Source organism: Candidatus Tumulicola sp. (assembly GCA_035601835.1).
GTDB lineage: Bacteria > Vulcanimicrobiota > Vulcanimicrobiia > Eremiobacterales > Eremiobacteraceae > DATNNM01.
Window position 1 is genome coordinate 14,219 of record DATNNM010000018.1, and the last position, 18,641, is coordinate 32,859.

Genomic DNA, 18,641 nt, shown 5'->3' on the forward strand with positions numbered 1-18,641 from the left:
AAAAGGGCGCTTTCCTCCCTGACCCGGTCGCTTGCGGCGCTGTTCCAAATGCCGATGCTTAAGATAGAATGATGGAACGCGGCGCGTTGCCCTCCCCATTGGATGCCGGCTCCGTCGCCATTGGGGTCATGGCATACAACGAGGAGGCCAACATCGGTCACCTCCTCGACAGTCTGCTGCGCCAAACCGCGGACGAGCGCATTTCCCGCATCGTCGTGGTGGCGAGCGGCTGCACTGACCGGACGTGCGAGATCGTGCGCGCGTATGCCGCGCGCGATTCCCGCGTGGAGCTCGCCGCCGAGGCCGAGCGCGGCGGCAAAGTGCTGGCGGTCAACGAGTTCTTCCGCCACGCAAGCGAACCGATTCTGCTGATCTCCGCAGCCGATCTCGTGTACTCCCCCCAGGCGGTCCAGAAGATCACCGACCCCTTGGTCGACGAGCGCGTCGGCATCGTGGGCTCGCACCCCGTTCCGCTCAATCGCGCCGATCACTTCATCGGCTTCGTGGTCAATCTGATGTGGAAGCTGCACCATCAAGTGTCGTTGGCGAGTCCCAAAATGGGCGAGGTGATCGCGTTTCGCAACGTCTTCCGCGGGCTCGATCCCAACCGTCTGGCGGACGAGGTGCAGATCGAGTACGGCATCCGCGCGATCGGCTATGAAGCGGCCTATGCGCCCGAGGCGATCGTGTACAATCGCGGCCCGGGCACGGTGCGCGAGTTCGTCGCGCAACGGACCCGCTGGTATGCGTACAACTTGCAGATGCAGCGCGATTGCCGCTTCCCGGTTTCCACCAACACGATCTCCAACGTCGCGCGAGCGGCGTGGCGCGTGCTGCGCGACGACCACCCGCGGCTCGATTGGTTCGTCGGCGCCGCGCTGCTGGAAGCGTACTGTCGCGTGGCTGGTGCGTTCGCGTCTCGCGGCTTGAATAGACCGGAGCGCCGTCTATGGACGCCGCATGCCTCGACCAAAGTCCTCGTCGAAGAACCGTCTTCCACCGAACGCAGCGTTCCAAGCCAAGTTCGCATGTAGTGCCGGGGCTTTAGCCCCGGTCGCAGCCGAGCGCTGCGCGCATCGCCTCGAGCGGCGCGGGCCTGCCCGTCCAGCATTCGAACGACAACACGCCTTGATGCAGCAGCAGCGGTAGACCGTCGCTGCGCTCGCCGCCCAAGTTCGGCGCTATCGAGGAATACGGCGTGCCGTAGTTGAGGTCAAAGATCTTGGTCTTGGGTCCCACAAGCGCGAGGATGGCGGGGGGGATGAAGGCGAGCGGCGGCGTGGCCTGCACCATCAGATCCATCGCTCCCTCACGCCGCGAACCCACGAGCAGACCCGAGTGACGCGACCAGGACCAGACGCCCGTTGCGCCTGCTTTATTGAGTGCCTGCGAGATGGCTCGCGCCGCGGGCCCAACCCCCAAGATCAATATCGCCGCATCGCGCGGTTCGAACGACCACAACTCCCGCAGCGCGCGCACGAAGCCGGCTCCGTCAGTGTTGTGCCCGATGAGGCGGCTGGATTCGACTTTGACGGTGTTGACCGCGCGCGCCTCGCGCACGCTGTCGTCAGATTCGTCGAGATGCTCGAGCATCGCTTCTTTGAGCGGCGTCGTGACGTTGAAGCCGGCGAACTCGCCGGCGCGCGCGCGGGAGACAAATGCGGCCACGTCCTCGCGGGTCACGCGCACCGCTTCGTAGGTGGCGCTGATGCCCGCGGCGGCGAAGGCCGCGGATTGCATGGCGGGCGAAAGCGAATGCGAGACGGGGTCGCCGATGACCGCGTAGCACGCGCCGCCGGCGCTCAATGCGAAGCTGCGCCCGCCTTGCGCAGACGCGAGATGAGCGGCCGCTCGAGCCAGCGCAAGATCTTGGTGGTCGGGAACTCGCGCGCTCCGATCGGCTGCACCAGCACCGCTCGCATCCCGACGAGCTTGCCGCCGAGCACGTCAGTGAAGAGCTGATCGCCGACGACGACGCTCCTAGCCGCCTCGGTGCCCATTGCCTCGAGCGCTCTGCGAAAGGCGAAGGGTGCGGGCTTCAGCGCGCCTGCCACGATGGGCACGTTGAGCGCTGCGGCCACGTCGCGCGCGTGCTGAGCGTAGTTGTTGGTGAGCAGGCAGACGCGCAGCCCGCTTCGCACCAGCGTCGCGACCCACGCCGCGATCGCGGGCCGCACATCAGCCGTGTGCCAGGGCACGATCGTGTTGTCGAGGTCGAGCGCGATGCCGCGCGCGCCCCAGCCGGTGAGCAGGTCGCGGGAGATATCCTCCACGCGTTCCACCATCGCATCCGGCGTGAGAAGTTTGATCACGGCGTCATTAGCGGGCGCGCATCCGGAACGGCTCCGCGCGCAGACGATGCACCGTTTCGATGAAACGAACCGTCCGCGCCTCGCCGTTCATGACGATCGAATGCGTGCGCGCGCCGTTGCCGAAAAAGCGCACGCCCTTGACCAAGTCGCCGTCGGTGATACCGCTCGCCACGAACGTCACATCGTCCGTCTTCACGAGATCGTCCATGTTGAGCACTTTGTCGACGTTGTCGAAGCCCATCGCCTTGGCTCGTTTGACCTCGTCCTCGTTGCGCGGCTTTAAACGGCCCATGAATCCGCCGCCGAGGCAGCGCAACGCCGCAGCCGCGAGGACGCCTTCCGGCGCGCCCCCGGTGCCGAGCGCCACGTGGATGCCGGTTCCATCGATCGCGGTGGCGATGGCCGCGTCAACGTCCCCGTCGGAGATCAACTTGATCTTCGCGCCGGCCCGGCGTACTTCTTCGATCAGCTCTTTATGGCGCGGACGGTCGAGGATGACGACTGTGACGTCGTCGATCGGACGCTCAAGCGCATGAGCGACGACCTGCAAGTTCTCGGTGACACTCGCATCGATGTGCACGTACGGCGCAGCTTTGGGTCCGACCGCAAGTTTCGCCATGTAGGTGTCGGGGGCGTTGAGCAGGCCGCCCTTGGCCGTCACCGCCAGCACGGCGATCGAATTCGGCAGGCCGTTCGCGACGAGATTCGTGCCCTCGACGGGATCCACCGCGATGTCCACCTCGACGCCGCCGCGGCCGACCATCTCACCGATGAAGAGCATGGGAGCTTCATCGCGCTCACCTTCGCCGATGACGATCGTGCCTTTGATGTCCATCTCGTTGAGGACCTCGCGCATCTTCTCGACCGCCGCCTCATCGGCGGCGTCGCGCTCGCCGCGCCCCATCCAGCGCGACGCTGCCAACGCAGCGGCTTCCGTCACCTTGACGAAATCAAGCGTATCCATCAGCATTTCCCCCGTGTCAACTTGGCAGATCGGCCCAGCGCACGATGCTATCGTCGATCGTCTGCACATCCTGGTCGTTGCCCACCACGAGCGTGCGATTCGTGATCTCTGAACCGGCGGCGTCACGCTCGTCGCTCGGCCACGAGCCGCGCGTGTACTTGTACTCGAGTTGCGTGCCTCCGAGCAACGTCATGGTCAAGGTCCACTTGTTCCCGGGGAGCGGCGACATGCGCAGCGCGTTCGGAGTCCAGCTCTGCGCGTTGGTCGCGATGTACACGATGTCGTTCGGCGGCGTGTTGACCGGCACGCGCGCGACGAGCGTGACGGCGACGCTGCGCGCGCGCTCGCCCGTTTCCGTGAGCGGCACGCTGGACGCGACCAGATCAAATGCCGCCTTGGTCTGCGGGTCGGTTCTCAAATAGACGTATGTCCCGCTTGTGAGTTTGGCGCCGGCGCGGGCTGCTGCTCCGATAAGTTTGTACACCGAGCCGTTCGTGCCGACGCCGTAGTCGTTCTTGACCAGGACGAAGCGTGTTGCCACCGGCGTAAACTCCGCATCGATCGCGTTCACCGCGCCGCCGGGCCCGACGGTCGCCGCGATCGGTTCGCCTTCCTTGAGATCCAATAAGCCGATCGCGCGCCACTGACCGCCGATCGCGCGCTCGCGCACGCTGACGTCGGCTGCCACGCGCAAGGATCGAGACGATCCGTCGGACTGCAGCAGCGACACGCTCGCGCCCGCGACGTCGGTTTCGATGCCTGCGAATGCCCCAAGCAGCACAGTCGGCGCGGCGCTCGCCCCGAGCAGACTGATGGTGGTGAGGACCAAAACGACGAACCGCAGCATGTCCCGCCAAATTTGGCATGTCGTCGCGAATCCCTGGGATGGCATGGCGCGCCGCTCGTGACGGCGAATTTGACGCACCTCGTGGATTACGCCGCCGCAGAAAAAGTTTTCGACGCCCCGGCCGTCACGACGACGGGTCCCATGCCGCTGCCCGCAGGCGCGCGCTTCGGCGCGGCTCTCGCCGCTGTAGGCGGTGCGATCACCGGGCTCTTCGTATGGTACGTGCTCGCGACGCACGGCGCGCACAGCCTGCTCATCTCCAATGCGCTGCTGCTCGTGTTGCTGGTCGCCGGAGTGGCCGGCGCGCTGGGCTTATGGATCGCGTATTCGTATTACGTCTCGCGCTGGGCGGGGATCCCGTACGAGTCGCTGCTGCGCGCCGACGCGTACGCCTACGTGCCGGTGCTGGCGCTGTTGCTCTACGTCATCCAATTGCCGATGTCGGTTGGCTCAGCGTCGCTGCTCCTCACGCTCGTGGCGCTGGCCTGGGCAGCGGTGAAAGTCGGCGTGCTGGCGTACTTCGTGCGCTCCGTGCGCATGGTGGTCGGTGTTTTCCTGGCCACGCGCATACCGCTGATCTTGATCTCGTCGCTTGCCGCGATCGTCATCGGTCAGCGCGCGGGCCAGCACTGGACGCCCGGCCGCGGCTTGCTGTTGGACGTTTGGGGCCGATGGGACGCGCAACACTACCTCGCGATCGCGACGCAAGGCTATCACGGCAGCGACTTCGCCTTCTTCCCGCTCTACCCGCTGCTGATCCATGGGCTAGGCGCTCTCATCGGCGATCACCTCATCGCCGCGCTCATCATCTCCAACTTGGCTTTTTTGGTCGCGCTCGCGTATCTGTACGCGCTGATGAAGCTCGAGTTCGGGGAAGAGTCGACCGCATTCCATGCCGTCTTCTACATCGCGGTCTTTCCGACGGCGATCTTTTTCTCAGCCGCGTACACCGAGTCGCTCTTCCTCGCGCTGACCGTCGCGAGCGTCTACTACGCCCGGCACGGGAACTTCATCACCGCGGGGGTGTGCGGCGCGCTTGCTTCGATGACGCGCCCGTACGGCGTGCTGCTCTTGCTGCCGCTGGCCTACGAGATCTGGCGCGCATTCCGCGAACGCCGCGGCACGGTGCTGGCGCGCGGCGTCATCGGCCTCGCGCTCGTGCCTTCGGGATTGCTCGCGTACATGCTGTATCTCTACGCCCTGGTCGGCGACCCGCTTTACTTCCTCAAGGTGCAGGCGAATTGGAACCGGCACCTCGCCGCGCCATGGGTGAGCATCGGCAACACGTTCAAGGAGATCGCCCACTCGCTCTCGTCTGCGGCGATCGCCAACCACGTGATTGAGCTTAGTTTCACCGTCGCCTTCTTAGCGCTGCTCGTCGTCGCGATCAGGATCTTGCGGCCATCCTACTGGCTGTACTTCGCAGCGGCGATGCTTATCCCGATGTCGACCGCCAGCCTGATGAGCTTCCCCCGCTTCGACCTGGTCGTGTTTCCCGCGTTCATGGTCCTCGCGTTGTGGGGCCGGCGGCCGCTCGTCAACTCGGCCATCCTCGCCCTGTTCTTGCCGCTGCTCGGACTGTTCACGGTCTTCTTCGCCGATTGGTACTGGCTCGCGTGAGCGTCGCGCAGCGCCTCGTAGCCCGGCGCGGTGTCAGGCAGTTCGTGAAGTTCGGCATCGTCGGGCTCTCCGGAACGCTGGTCAACTTCGTCACCTACCACGCCTTGCTGCATTTCGCGTTTGACACGCGCATCGCGTACGCGGTCGGTTTCATCCTTGGCGGCGTGAACAACTATTGGTGGAACCGCAACTGGACGTTCCGTTCCAAGGGGCATGCGGGCCGGGAATTGGCCCAGTTCATCACCGTGTCGGCGGTGGCGCTGGTCATCTCGGAAGTGGTGCTGTGGCTCGCGCTCGGGCGGCTGCCTCAGGCCACCCCGTTCCGGAACTCGGTGGCGTGGCTGTTCGCGACGATCGTCGGCATGGGCTGGAATTTCTTCATCAACAAGTATTGGACGTTTCGGCACACGCACGAGCCGCCGGCGCCCGAAGAACCGTGAGCGAGGCAGCACCCGCGAGCGCCGGGAACCGCGTTTGGCTCTTTGGGCTCCTTGCGATCGTGCTGCTGGGCCTTTGCCTGCGTCTGTATAGCATCCACGCTCCGATCCTGGACCATCCCGGATGGCGCCAGGGCGACGGAGCGGCGATCGCTCGGAACTTCGCGCTGCTCCAAAACAACATCTTCTACCCGCAGACCGACTACAACGGCCCGCCGCCCCATTACGTCGAGCTCGAGCTGCAGCTGGCGCCGTTCGCAGCGGCCCAATTGTATCGGGTGTTCGGCATCCACGAGACCTTCATCCGCCTCATCGTGGTCGCGTTCAGCGTCGCGACCATTGTGCTGCTCTTCTTCTTCGCGGGCGAACTGCGCTCGCCGCGGGCCGGTCTGATCGCCGCGCTGCTCTACGCGATCGCTCCAGGAGCCGTCTATTACGGACGCACGCTGACGCCGGACAGCCTCATGATCTTCTTCTCGACCGGCACGCTGTTCTTTTGGTGGCGCTGGTGCAAAACGCGCCGCCTGCCCGACTTCTTCTGGGCCACGGGTTTCGGCGCGCTCGCATGGCTGGCCAAGCCGCCGGCGCTGCTGGTCCTCGTACCGCTGTTGGCGATGTCGCTGGCGCGCTTGCGGTGGCGGGCGTTTGCCGACTGGTCGCTGTACGCGTTCGCGGCCCTGACGCTGACGCCGTTCTTCCTTTACTTCGCGCACGTGCACGCCATCGCGGAATGGCACTGGTTCACGGGCATCACACAAAAGCATGTCTTACCGACGTTGTGGGCCGAGTTGTCTTCGCTCGGCGCCTTCATCTCGGGTCTGCAAGGTACGTTCGCGCTCTTGCGCATGCTCGCGGAGACGGTGCTCGGCCCGCTGCTTTTGACGTTGGCCCTCATCGGCGCGCTGCTGCAGCCGCGCGATGACGGTGCGCGAGCGCGCGCATGGCTCTTCGGGTCGTGGGGCGCGGTGCTGTGCTTGTATGCGTTCGTGGTCGTCAACGTCGAGCGGGTGGACTACTACCTGCTGCCGTGGCTGCCGCTGGCGGCGCTGGTCGCGGCGCTGGGCGTCGACGCGGTGTGGGAGCGCTTAGAGCCGCAACGCTTGCGGGCCGTCGCGTGCGCTGCTTTGGCGGTCGCGACGTTTGTGGCCGTCTACGTGAACATGCTGGAGATCCATCCTTATTATACGTGGAGCCGGCCGGTCTATCGCGCGGCCGCGGAACTCAAGGCGACGCTTCTTCCTGACACGCTGATCGTCATGGGTCACAAGGACCCTTCGGTGCTGTATCTCATCGGGCGCAAGGGCTGGGAGGAGGACCCGCTCGACTGGACGGTCTTCGACATGCAGAGCGCGATCGCCAAAGGCGCGCGCTACTTTGTGGCCATTGAGGTCAACCGCTTTCACGCGAACAAGCAGCTTTATCGCTACATGCAGCGCTTCGCGCGCGTACGCGTGCAGTCGAACTGGGAGGTCTTCGACCTCGCAACCGCCAGCCCGCTCTGACGCGCCACTATGCAGCGTTCCGAGCGCTAGCTCGGAAGAGCGGACCTCGGGTCTGTGGCGTCGGTGAAAAAGCGGTAGGCGCCCCGGCCAGCCGCCTTCGCTCGATACAGCGCCTCATCCGCATGCGCCAGCAGCGTCTCGGCGTCGGGTGATTCCGGCCCATAGATATCGATGCCGATGCTCGCGCCCGAATGGACGGCATGGCCGTTGATGTCGAATGGTTCGCCGATGACCTTTAGAAGCTTGGCCGCGAGAACGGCGGCGTCCGCCGGCCCTCGAATGTCGGTTGCGATGACGGCGAACTCATCGCCGCCGAACCGTGCGGCCGTGTCGACCTCGCGAATGTTGCGCCGGACCCGCTCGGCCAACCCCTGAAGCAGCAAGTCGCCGGCGGGATGGCCGAGCGTGTCGTTCACGTCCTTGAATCGATCGAGATCGAAATACAGGATCGCAAAGCCCTTGGCGCCCCGGCGCACCCGAGCTATCGCATTCCGCACTTCCTTCAGGAACGACGTCCGGTTCGGCAGGTCGGTGAGTTCGTCGTAAGCCGCCATGTGTTCGACCTGCTGCTGCGCGCGCTTCCGCAGCGAGATGTCGCGGACCGCCGCCAGCACGACGTCCCCGGTCCCGAACGCGACGATGCTAAGGGATATCTCCGTCCAGAACAGACGGTTTCCGCTGGCTCTTGAGTACCACTCGAATGTCTGCGGTCCGCTCGTCATCACCTTCTTCAGCATTTCAAAGACTTCCGTCATCGTATAGGGCGGCACGCCGGCTGATACGAACTCGATATCGCGGCCGATGATCTCGTCGCGCGAATAACCGTACATTTCGCAGCCGCTCCGATTGACGTCGATGAATTTCCCCGTTGCCTGGTCGCTCACGAAGATCCCGTCGTTGACGGAACTGAAGATGGTCTGGAATCGCTCCTCGCTTGCTCGAAGCCGCTTCTCGGCCTCTTGGGCCTCGACCATGTCGCGCTGCAAGCGTTCTTGCAGGGACTTCAATTCGGAGATATCCGACTGCGAGCCGACCATCCGGATCGCTCTTCCTGACTCGTCGCGCACAGCTTGCCCGCGGCTCAGCATCCATCGGTAGGCGCCGTCGCGGTGCTTCATCCGCACTTCTGTCGAAAAGCTGGGAATCGCGCCTTTGTAGTGACCCATCAGCAATGCCATCGCGCCTTCCCGGTCGTCGGGATGCACCAGCTCTGCGAATGCGCGCGGCGAATCAATCGTTTCGCTCTCAGGCAGTCCAAGCATCGCCTTCCAGCGGGGTGAGCAATACATTTTTCCGCTCGCCAGATCGAGGTCGAGGATGCCGCTTTCCGACCCTTCTGCGGCGAGGGCAAAGCGCTGCTCGCTGTCCGCCAAACGTTCTGTCGCCTCGTGGAGGTCCGAAGTACGTTCGGCGACTTGGCGTTCGACGTCCGCCAAGTGCGAGCGAAGCTGTTCCTGCAACCGATCGCGTGTCGCCTCGGTGCGGAACAGAAAGCGCGAGTTGATGACGATCAGCAGCGCAAGTGCGACGACATTTGATGTGGCAAGAAGGCCCACTCCCATCGTCGCGTCAAAGAGGCCGCGCGATTGTCCGAGCAAGCAGAGCCATCCAAGAACGACCGGCAAGACGACGACCCATGGCAGCAGCCGTCGGATCAGGAAGCCGGCTGCGTTGCGCCCCATGACGATGCGCATGAATCCAAGCCCACGCGAAACACCGAACACGGCTGCCGCGAGCGCGAAGACGACGATCGCCGTCTCCGTCGCCATTTCCTCGGACTGCATCTCGTAGAAGCCGGAAATGCCGTAGACATAACCTATGATGCCTAAGAGCGCGATGATCGCTGACGCCACGGCAAGAAGCTGCGCGATGACGGCCTTGGTATCGCTACGGCGCGCTACCAGAGCGATTGCCAGCCCAAGCATGATAAGTGCGGCGGCCGAATTGGGAGCCATTCTGCCAGGATGTGTCTCACCGCTCGCATCGGGCAAGAGCGCTTGATCGATGCCGAAATTTATTCCAAAGATATATTCCGCCAGGGTGGCAGCGCTGATCAACACTGCCAGAATGACGAGAGCGTCGATGACCCAACGGGTCGCCGGCGTCCGTCGTTCGTAGGAAAGCATGAAGACCGCCGCGCTGAGAAGGGCAAGACAAACAGAAGCGTTCGCCTTCGTCGCTTCATATCCGGGGAACGGACCGGTTACCCAGCCTACATGCCAGGCCCACCCGCCGAACGAGATGATAGCCGCGACGCCTGTAAGGGCCGCGATGAATCGCGAGTATCGTGCCCATGCGTCCGCATGCGAGACGATAGGGGTGTCCATATTCAGTGGCAGCGGGCGGTGTCGTGCGGCTCGCCGGAACGGTCGTTGAACTGTTTGATCCAGCAGCGTCCGAGCAGCGAGCAGTAGCACACCGAAAGATTGACGTGCGGTGCTTCCTCGAGCAGGGCTTGCGTCGCTTGCGCTCCCTGTATCCGAACGAGCGTCACGCGTTCGTGCGCTGCCAGAACCGATCCGGCGTCGATAGAGGCGATCGTAGAACGGGTAGCGCCCTTGTGCGCCTGCGTCGCCTTCGCGACGATAGGATCGATCACCGCATCCAGCGATTGGGCCCGCTTGCCCTCATACGTGACGTCGACCGTGCGGATCAACGCCGGCCCGATTCCGTCGTTTCGCAGGACGACTGTGAGGTGCGACGGATCCCGAGTCACCTCAAACGATAGATACGGCCAGACGGTGGCGGAGAATTGCTCGGAGATGACGTGCGTCTGATACACGACTGCAACCGAAGCGATCGCGCTGATGAGCAGCGCGCTGACCGCGATGATGATGTCGTAGCGGATGGCCTTTTCGTTCATGGCTACGGTATCGGGAGCAGGCTCGGCGTTTCGCTCTGCGCGGGCGGCGCCTTGGGGCCCGGAGCGCCTGACTCGACAAGGCCGCGATACGCGATCAAGCGCTGCGTGATGCGATGCGTTTGCGCCTCCAAATCGTAGCTGAGCTCGATCGCCTTGCGCAGGTGCGCGATGTCGAAGTCGTAGCGAAATGCCTTGAGCTGCTTTTGGACGTCTTTGTTCGCCAGATCGGCCGCCTTGAGCGCGTCCACAAGACTCGCGGCCATGGCTTGGTAGGACGGGTAGTTGGCGATGACGATGTCGCGGCGTATCTTCGCCTGTTCGATCTCCCCCGCGAGGTCGAGCGTTGCCGAGTCCTTCGGTGCATAGGTGAGCGCCTTTTGCACCTCGGCGCCGGCCGCATCGAGTTTGCTGGCGAGAAAGTTCGCCTGAGCATGCAGGTAGAGCACGTGCGCAAGGCCGTCGCGCGCGTGCGTGTCGTTGGGCGCCATCGCGAGCGCCAATGCATACTCTTTTTCCGCCTCGAGGACGTTGCCGTTTTCGAGCGCTGCGTCGCCCTGAGCGTTGCGCAGATTCACGATCGACTGCGACAGCTGGCCGGCGCACGCCGTGCCCGCGAGGGCGGCGACGACGGCGCACAGCGCGAGCGCTTGCCTCAACCTAGTGCAACTGCAGATGAACATTGTGGATCACCCCCGCGGCGTAGGAGATCAGATGCGCGGCCGGATCGAGCAGCGCTTGCGCAAGGAGCGTGCCGACGGCCGTCGTCACGACCATGTAGAGGATCGCGGCTTTCAGGTCGGATTCCGGGCGCGCCCCGGTAGCCACCTGGTCCGTGATGAGCGCGGCTGTCGGGTCGACGATGTAGGTCAGCGTGAGCGTGGAAACGCCCGTGATCAGGCCGGACAGCGACACGGCGGTGAGCTGCAAGCTCGGCGTCAGCACACCCGCATAGTATGACGAGAGCGGTCCCGCGACCCAAAAGGCCATCACCACGATGTTCCACCAGAGAAACGCTTTCGGCAACCGGGCTGGGCTATAGCGCAGCATCGCCGGTCTCGGCGCCCGGAAATCGCGGAACAGCGAGACGAAGGTGCGCGGCTTGAACACCTGCAGCACTGCCGCAAGCAGCGAACCGCGCCGTTCGAACGATACGATACCGCGCTCGAGGAGCCGCGTCGCCCATGGTATGGCCAGCCCGCCGAGCAAAGTGCCGGCGGTGGCCGCCAGCATGGTCGCGCGCAGGTCCCCGGCGAACCGGCTGAGATCCGAAGCGTTGCGCGCCTGGTCTGCCAGCGCGCCGATCAGCGGCATATAGATGAAGGCGAGAAAGCGGCCTGTCGTCCCGAACAAGTTGAAAAGCGTCAGGCCGGTGGCCACGCGCTTGGTGCGGACGCCGGCGAGTCGAGCCGCGTGCGTTCCCATCTGGAGCGCCGTGGCGAACGCGTACGCCACGACGATGACGGCGAGCAGCACCCTCCTAGGAATCAGTCATGCGGATTGCGCCAACGCGTGGTTCGCCGCGAAATCCTCACTGACCGGACCCACGACCGTCAGCGCGGTGCGGCCGGGAGCGAAAAGCATTCGCGCGAGGTTGTTGACGTCGTCGAGCGTCACCGCGTCGACGCGCTCGATCACTTCCGAGATGGCCAAATAGCGGCCCAGACTCAACTCGCTGCGCCCAAGGCGCAGCATGCGCGTGCTCGTGCTTTCCAGCGACAGCAGCAAGCCGCCCTTGAGGTGTTCCTTCGCGCGCGCGACTTCGGCTTCGAGGGCGCCGTCTTGCACGATGCGCGCGAGCTCGTTCCGCACGAGCGTCACCACCTCGGCGGCGTTATCCGGACCCGTCGTGGCTGAAATCGTGAACAAGCCCGCCGTGCGATACGGCGTGTGGGACGAATACACGCTGTAGGCGAGGCCGCGCTTCTCGCGGATCTCGTGGAAGAGCCGCGATGCCATGCCGCTTCCAAGAATCGTGTCGAGCACCGACACCGCATAACGCCGGTCATCGCGCGCGCTGAACCCCTCCGCGCCGAACAACAGATACACTTGCTCGCAGTCTTTGGGCTGAACGACCGTGACCGCTTGGAACTCCGGCTTGGCTGGATCCTCCGGCGGACCGCCGCCGCGCATGCCGCCGAAGAGCGTTTCGATCTGCTTCGCGAACGCGGTATGGTCGACGTTGCCCGCGGCGCAGATCACGACCGCATTGGGCGAGTAGCGCGATGCCTTATAGCGCACGATGGACTCTTTGGTGATCGCCCTGACCGTCTGCTCGTATCCGATGGTCGGTTCACCCAGCGGGCTGCCCGCCCACACCGAACGGATGAACAGATCGTGGCTCACCTCGTCCGGCGAATCGTCGTACATCCGTATCTCTTCGAGAATGACCTGCTGCTCTTTGCGCAGCTCGGCGGGGTCGAAATTGCTGTGGAGGAACATGTCCGCGAGCACGTCCATCGTCAGGGGCGCGTGCACGTCCACGACCCGCGCGTGATAGCAGGTCGATTCCTTGTCGGTGAACGCGTTGAGATGGCCGCCGACCGAGTCCATCAATTCGGCGATCTGCTGCGCGTCGCGCGTCGGCGTTCCTTTGAAGAGCATGTGCTCGATGCAGTGGCTGATGCCGCGCGCCGCCGGCTCCTCGTGCGCCGAACCTACCCCGACCCATAGCCCGACGCTCGCGCTGCGCACGTGGGGGATGCGCTCGCTGAGCACGCGGATGCCATTCGGGAGGACCGTCTTGGCGTGGTCGAAGTCGTCGCCCATCTACCTTATGCTTCTCTCAACCAACTCGGGTCGAAGTAGGTCGCTTGCAGCATGGCTGCCCGCGATGCGGCGGTTTCGCGCTGCCCTCGCGTGACTGCCGCTGAGAACACCGTGCGCACGCTCGGCTCGGCGAGATCGCCGCTCGCCATCTTCTGCTGCACCGGGAGCGGCTTGCTGGCCCACACATCGACCTCGGCGATAGCGGGGCTCGCCGCAAAGGCCCGGTCGATCATGCCGGCGACGTCGGAAAGCACCGAAGCCCGGGTCAGCGCGCCGTGCGGTTTTTCGGCGGAGAGCACGATGCCCACGACGATTGCGCTCGAAGTGCGCAGCACCCGGACCTTGAGCAATTGCTCAGGATAGGATGCATCCAGCAGCGCGGCGCCGATGCGTTCGGCGAGCGGCGCATCATTCCCCTCGACGCGCTTGCGCGCGATGCTTCGCGACTCTGCCGCGCCCCGCAGAGGCTTGTATTTCGCACCTCCCACGATTCGCTGCAGAACGCTCATGCCCGTATCGCGTTCGATGCGATAGCGCGGCAGCGCGTAGAGATCCTGAAGCGCTCCCGGCGCGGTCAGCGTTCCCGGCTGGGTCGACGTCGCGTTGCGCAAGCCGGCAGCCTTCACGAGGCGCTCGACTCGGGCGTCGAGCTGCCCGGATGGGTAGGCGAAGGTCGACACGCTTGCGCCGGTCAGCTCTTTCAGGACCTGGCCGGAGGCGCCGATCTGATGCGCGGCCTCGGCATCGCCGAGCGCCGTGAGATCGAGGTGATCGATCGTGTGCGCGCCGATCTCCATGCCTGCATCCGCCAAGCGTTTCACCTGCGAGCCGCTGAGGTGTCCGGGGTCGTTCAAAAACCCGCTCGTCACGTAGAACGTCGCGACGGCGCCGAATTGCCTCAGCAGCGGGAGCGCGTGCGCAGCGGCGTCATCGTACCCGTCATCAATCGTGATGGCCACCTCGCAGCCGCGCACGCTGTGCGAAACCGCGTCGTTCACGATCGTGTTCACGGTGACGGCCTCGCAGCCGTGCGCGCGCAGCCATGCCAGGTGTCGAGCGAATTCTTGCGGCGTGACGGTCAAGGCGCGCGCGTACGGACCTGGCTGGACCGTGTCGGCGACGTGGTGATACATCAAGATGAAGGCCAGCGGCTGCGCCTCCGGCTGCGCAAGCGCTGGTTGTGGTATGCCGGACTTCAGTCCGGCGATGAGAAGCCAGACTAAAGTCTGGCATACCACATTTCTAATACGATCTGGCAAAATACGCCTTGACGCGCGCCGGCTGCCCGCAATACACGCAGGTGGTTCCCTCCGGCGCGGGTCCTTGCATGACGCGGGTGACCGCGCCTGATTCGGCCTTGATGTCGAGTTCGCACTCGGCGCGCCCGCACCAAAGCGCCAGCGCGAATCCTTCCTGCCGCTTCAATGCCTCGATGAACGCCGCGCGCTCGGTCTGCTCGGCGGTGTGCTCCTGCAAGTATGCTTGGGCGCGCGCGTAGAGCGCGTTTTGGACCTCCGCGAGCATGCCCGCGATGCGCGCAGCGGCCTCGCCCATCGGGACCGCTGATTTCTCGAACGTGTCGCGCCGCGCAATCATCACCTTGCCTTCGGCGACGTCGCGCGGCCCGATCTCCACCCGCAGCGGCACGCCGCGCATCTCCCATTCGTTGAACTTCCAGGGCGCCGTCTGCTCGGCGCGATCGTCGAGTTTCACGCGCACGCCGGTGCGCAGCTCGTCCAAGAGGCGTTGCGCTGCCGGCAGCACGCTCTCGTCGCCCTTCTTGATGATGGGCACGATGACGACTTGGATCGGCGCGATCGCAGGCGGCAGCACCAAACCGCGGTCGTCGCCGTGCGCCATGATCAAGCCGCCCAGAATCCGCCACGACACGCCCCACGACGTGGTCCAGGCGTGCTTCACCTTTTCGTCGACGTCGGTGAACTTGATGTCGTACGCTTTGGCGAAATGCTGGCCCAATTCGTGCGACGTGCCCGCCTGCAGCGCTTTGCCATCCGGCATCAGGGCTTCGATCGCGTACGTCGCGACCGCGCCCGCAAATTTTTCGTTGTCGCTCTTGCGGCCCTTGATGACGGGCAGCGCCAACACGTCCTCGGCGACCTCGCGATAGACCTCGAGCATGCGTTGCACTTCTTGCGCCGCCTCAGCCTCGGTCGCGTGCGCGGTGTGGCCCTCCTGCCATAGGAATTCGAGCGTACGCAAGAACGGCCGCGTGGCTTTCTCCCAGCGCACGACGTTGCACCACTGGTTGATGAGCACCGGCAGGTCGCGATGCGACTGCACCCATTTCGCATACATGGTGCCGATGATGACTTCGGAAGTGGGGCGGATCGCAAGGCGCTCCGTCAGCTTTTCCCCGCCGCCTTCGGTGACCCAGGCGACTTCGGGCGCGAAGCCTTCGACATGATCCGCTTCTCTCATCAGCAGACTCTCGGGGATGAAGAGCGGGAAGTAGGCGTTCTGATGACCCGTGGCCTTGAAGCGCTTGTCGAACTCGGACTGGATCATCTCCCAGATCGCCATGCCGTAGGGGCGAAGCGCGATGCACCCGCGCACGGGCGTGTAGTCCACGAGCTGTGCGCGCAGGCAGACTTGCGTGTACCATTCGGAAAGATCCGCGCCCTTGGGCGGGATCGTCTTGACCTCTTTTTTCGGCTCGACTTTTTGCATGACTAAGCTGGTTTTCCGCGCGCCTGCTGTGAGTTCATTTCTCGAACAATGTGATGTCGACGTTTTCCGCGGGCAGCTCGCGGCGCAATGCCCATACGCCTGCCACATGGCGGCCTGCCGCGAGGCTTGTGTAGACGGCGTTCGTGGGGTCGACCGGATCGGATTGGTAGCTCACGTAGAGGACGCGTCGATGCTTGGGGATTTCTCGCAGCGCGATCGGGATGTCGCGCGCCGCGAAAACCGTGAGCGCGGAGCGGTTCGCAAATGCGCCCATCCTTTGCAGCGGATGGATCGAGCTGCCTTGCTCGAGCACGACCAGATCCTGCGGCTGCGTCGCCGTCGCGATGATCCGGGCGACGCTGGGCCACGAAGCCGTGTAAAACGCCGGTACGAGCGCAAATGCTGCGGAGAACGAGACGAGCACGATCAGCGCCGCTGCGGCGCAAGCCATCGCCCATTCCCGCTTGGCATTCCACAGCGCCGCAACGCCGACCCCGGTGAGCGCGGCGAGCCCGTCGGCGGCGAGCAGGTGGTAGCGCTCGAAATAGAGCGCTTTGTGGAAGGCGAGACTATAGACGACGAGCAGGATGGACGGCGCGAGCAGCCATGGTAAGAGCGTGGATCGGCTCGATCGCCATGCCACGAACGCGGCGAGCGCGAGCCAGCTCCAGGCCACGACCGCGGCGTACACCCGCAGCCGCTCGCCGGCATACTGCGGATCCAGCGTCGCCCCACCCGGTATTTCCAGCAGCGCCGTCAGCGGGTGAGCCAGCCCCCATGGCCAGGCGACGCCGCCGTTGGGCAGTTGCGTCACGAAGGTTGCGAGCTGGGGCAGCCAGAGCAGCGCGGCGATCCCGGCAGCGCCTATCGCGTAGACGAGCGAACTGCGCCGCAACGCGATGACGAACAGCAACTGGCCCGCCGTGACCACCAATCCGAGGTACAGCGTGTACCACATGAGCGCGGTGCAAATGGCCCATGCGAACCACAGCGCAAACCGCCCGCCTGGATTTTTTACCGCAAGCGACAACAGAACGAAGCTGCCGAGCGCCAAAAACTCAAAGGGCGCGTACATCCGGATCCAGCTGTCGTAGAACAGCAGGCTGGGCATGAACGCCGCGCAGACGGCCGCAATCGATGCGGCTGTCACGTCCGCCCACAAGCGCACGAGGTAATACAACAGCGCGACGGAAGCGAGGCCGATGAGAGCCATCGCCATGCGCACCGCGATATCCGGCACATGCCAGGCCTCAACCATATGCAGCGCATAGGTGAGCAGCGGCGGGTGCACGTCCTCGGTGCGCAGATAGACCAGCGCATCGCGCAAAGGGGCGTCGGCGAGATTCAGCGTCAACGCTTCGTCGACTTGCAGCGGCCGCCGATACGCTTCGACCAGGCGCAGCACGGCGCCGAGGCCGAGCAGGGCGATGAGAACGAAACGGGATCTAAAGGTAGTCAACTGGGTCTAGAAGATCCAGTTCCACTACCGATACTCAGGGTAGCGCTCCGCGATGACCTTTTCGATCTCTTCGCGCAGACCGGCCAGCAATTGCGCCTCCGGAAGCGAGCGCACTTTCACGCCGTCGCGATAGATGAGCCCCATGCCCTTGCCCCCGGCGATGCCGACGTCGGCCATCGATGCCTCGCCCGGTCCGTTCACGGCACAGCCCATCACGGCGACCTTCACCGGCGCGCGATACTCAGCCGTGATCTTCTCCACCGCTTCAGCCAGATTCAAGATGTCGACCTGCACGCGCCCGCACGACGGGCAGGCGGTGATCTCCACGCCGCGCTCCCGTATGCCGAGCGACTTGAGGATCTCCCAGCACACCGGCACTTCTTCTACCGGATCGGCGGCGAGCGAGACGCGGATCGTGTCGCCCAAGCCTTCGGCCAGCAGCATGCCGAGGCCGACGCTGCTCTTCACCGTGCCGGTGCGCAGCGTGCCCGCCTCAGTGATGCCGAGGTGGAACGGATAGTCGACTGCGGTCGCCATGAGGCGGTATGCCGCCACCGTGGTGCGCACGTCGTGCGCTTTGAGCGACACGACGATGTCGCGGAAATCGAGTTCCTCGAGAATGCGGATGTGACGCATGCCTGACTCCACCATGCCCGCAGGCGTGCGTCCGTATTTTTCGACGATGTCGGGAGCCAATGATCCGAGGTTGACGCCGATGCGGATCGGCATGCTGCGCTCCTGCGCGGCGCGCACGACCTCGCGCACCTTTTGCGGATCGCGGATGTTGCCCGGATTGAGGCGCAGCTTGTCCCAGCCTGCCTCGATGGCCGCCAGCGCGTAGCGATGATCGAAATGGATGTCCGCCACCAGCGGCACGCGCGCGCCTTCCTTTATCTTCTTGCACGCGGCGGCGGCTTTCGCATCGGGCACCGAGATGCGCACGATCTCACAGCCCGCTTCCGCGAGCTGGTGGACCTGATCGAGCGTCGCCGCCCAGTCGTCGGTCTTCGTCGTGGTCATCGACTGCACCGACACGGGCGCGCCGCCGCCGATGACGATGGCGCCGACCTTCACCGGCCGGGTCTTGCGGCGCGGCGGCAGCGGCGGGGGCGCGGGGCTCCGCCCCTGGACGCCTGACCATTCGGGAACCGGCGGCAGTCCGGGCTGCGCGGTGCTCATGGAT

Annotated in this window: 17 protein-coding genes; 4 read left to right on the forward strand and 13 right to left on the reverse strand. The window is 64.7% G+C overall.

What is annotated here, in order from left to right; translation table 11 throughout:
• Positions 1–86 precede the first annotated feature (86 nt).
• Entirely contained in the window at positions 87–1,034 is a 948-nt protein-coding gene (locus VN934_11585; protein ID HXM19433.1) for a glycosyltransferase, read from the forward strand.
• A gap of 10 nt (positions 1,035–1,044) precedes the next feature.
• On the opposite strand, the gene VN934_11590 is transcribed toward VN934_11585, so the two are convergent.
• The 4 genes from VN934_11590 to VN934_11605 are packed head-to-tail and all read right to left on the reverse strand — an operon-like array spanning position 1,045 to position 4,123.
• Entirely contained in the window at positions 1,045–1,806 is a 762-nt protein-coding gene (locus VN934_11590; protein HXM19434.1) for a shikimate dehydrogenase, read from the reverse strand.
• Positions 1,803–2,312, reverse strand: coding sequence for a YqeG family HAD IIIA-type phosphatase (locus tag VN934_11595; protein HXM19435.1), 510 nt, complete (start codon positions 2,310–2,312; stop codon positions 1,803–1,805). Before VN934_11595 ends, VN934_11590 begins: the two co-directional genes overlap by 4 nt.
• A gap of 7 nt (positions 2,313–2,319) precedes the next feature.
• Positions 2,320–3,276: a class II fructose-bisphosphatase gene (glpX, locus tag VN934_11600; GenBank protein ID HXM19436.1), complete on the reverse strand. Its 957-nt coding sequence runs from the start codon at positions 3,274–3,276 to the stop codon at positions 2,320–2,322.
• Positions 3,277–3,292: 16 nt separating this feature from the next.
• A complete protein-coding gene (locus VN934_11605) occupies positions 3,293–4,123 on the reverse strand; it encodes a CBM20 domain-containing protein (protein HXM19437.1) in 831 nt (276 codons plus the stop codon).
• 12 nt (positions 4,124–4,135) lie between these two features.
• Here VN934_11605 and VN934_11610 point away from each other — a divergent pair, with 12 nt between their 5' ends.
• From VN934_11610 to VN934_11620, 3 genes are read left to right on the forward strand one after another with little or no spacing between them, the layout of a single operon-like run.
• The gene (locus VN934_11610) at positions 4,136–5,743 is read left to right on the forward strand and encodes a mannosyltransferase family protein (protein HXM19438.1); all 1,608 of its coding nucleotides are present in this window, start codon (positions 4,136–4,138) and stop codon (positions 5,741–5,743) included.
• The gene (locus VN934_11615) at positions 5,740–6,183 is read left to right on the forward strand and encodes a GtrA family protein (GenBank protein HXM19439.1); all 444 of its coding nucleotides are present in this window, start codon (positions 5,740–5,742) and stop codon (positions 6,181–6,183) included. Before VN934_11610 ends, VN934_11615 begins: the two co-directional genes overlap by 4 nt.
• Entirely contained in the window at positions 6,180–7,682 is a 1,503-nt protein-coding gene (locus tag VN934_11620; GenBank protein HXM19440.1) for a glycosyltransferase family 39 protein, read from the forward strand. Before VN934_11615 ends, VN934_11620 begins: the two co-directional genes overlap by 4 nt.
• 26 nt (positions 7,683–7,708) lie before the next feature.
• On the opposite strand, the gene VN934_11625 is transcribed toward VN934_11620, so the two are convergent.
• The 9 genes from VN934_11625 to ispG are packed head-to-tail and all read right to left on the reverse strand — an operon-like array spanning position 7,709 to position 18,637.
• Positions 7,709–10,009, reverse strand: a complete 2,301-nt coding sequence (locus VN934_11625) for a diguanylate cyclase (GenBank protein HXM19441.1) — start codon at positions 10,007–10,009, stop codon at positions 7,709–7,711.
• A 2-nt stretch (positions 10,010–10,011) separates the two neighbouring features.
• Entirely contained in the window at positions 10,012–10,545 is a 534-nt protein-coding gene (locus tag VN934_11630; GenBank protein ID HXM19442.1) for a hypothetical protein, read from the reverse strand.
• Positions 10,546–10,547: 2 nt separating this feature from the next.
• Positions 10,548–11,201, reverse strand: a complete 654-nt coding sequence (locus VN934_11635) for a hypothetical protein (GenBank protein HXM19443.1) — start codon at positions 11,199–11,201, stop codon at positions 10,548–10,550.
• A 1-nt stretch (position 11,202) separates the two neighbouring features.
• Positions 11,203–12,018, reverse strand: a complete 816-nt coding sequence (locus tag VN934_11640) for a DUF2837 family protein (protein HXM19444.1) — start codon at positions 12,016–12,018, stop codon at positions 11,203–11,205.
• Between the two features lie 15 nt (positions 12,019–12,033).
• Positions 12,034–13,311 (reverse strand): pitrilysin family protein, encoded by a 1,278-nt coding sequence (locus VN934_11645; protein HXM19445.1) that lies wholly within the window; start codon positions 13,309–13,311, stop codon positions 12,034–12,036.
• A 5-nt stretch (positions 13,312–13,316) separates the two neighbouring features.
• A complete protein-coding gene (locus VN934_11650) occupies positions 13,317–14,570 on the reverse strand; it encodes a polysaccharide deacetylase family protein (protein ID HXM19446.1) in 1,254 nt (417 codons plus the stop codon).
• Positions 14,554–15,999 (reverse strand): proline--tRNA ligase, encoded by a 1,446-nt coding sequence (gene proS, locus VN934_11655; GenBank protein HXM19447.1) that lies wholly within the window; start codon positions 15,997–15,999, stop codon positions 14,554–14,556. Before proS ends, VN934_11650 begins: the two co-directional genes overlap by 17 nt.
• Before the next feature lie 34 nt (positions 16,000–16,033).
• Positions 16,034–17,458 (reverse strand): hypothetical protein, encoded by a 1,425-nt coding sequence (locus VN934_11660; protein HXM19448.1) that lies wholly within the window; start codon positions 17,456–17,458, stop codon positions 16,034–16,036.
• A gap of 24 nt (positions 17,459–17,482) precedes the next feature.
• A complete protein-coding gene (ispG, locus tag VN934_11665; protein HXM19449.1) occupies positions 17,483–18,637 on the reverse strand; it encodes a flavodoxin-dependent (E)-4-hydroxy-3-methylbut-2-enyl-diphosphate synthase in 1,155 nt (384 codons plus the stop codon).
• Positions 18,638–18,641 lie beyond the last annotated feature (4 nt).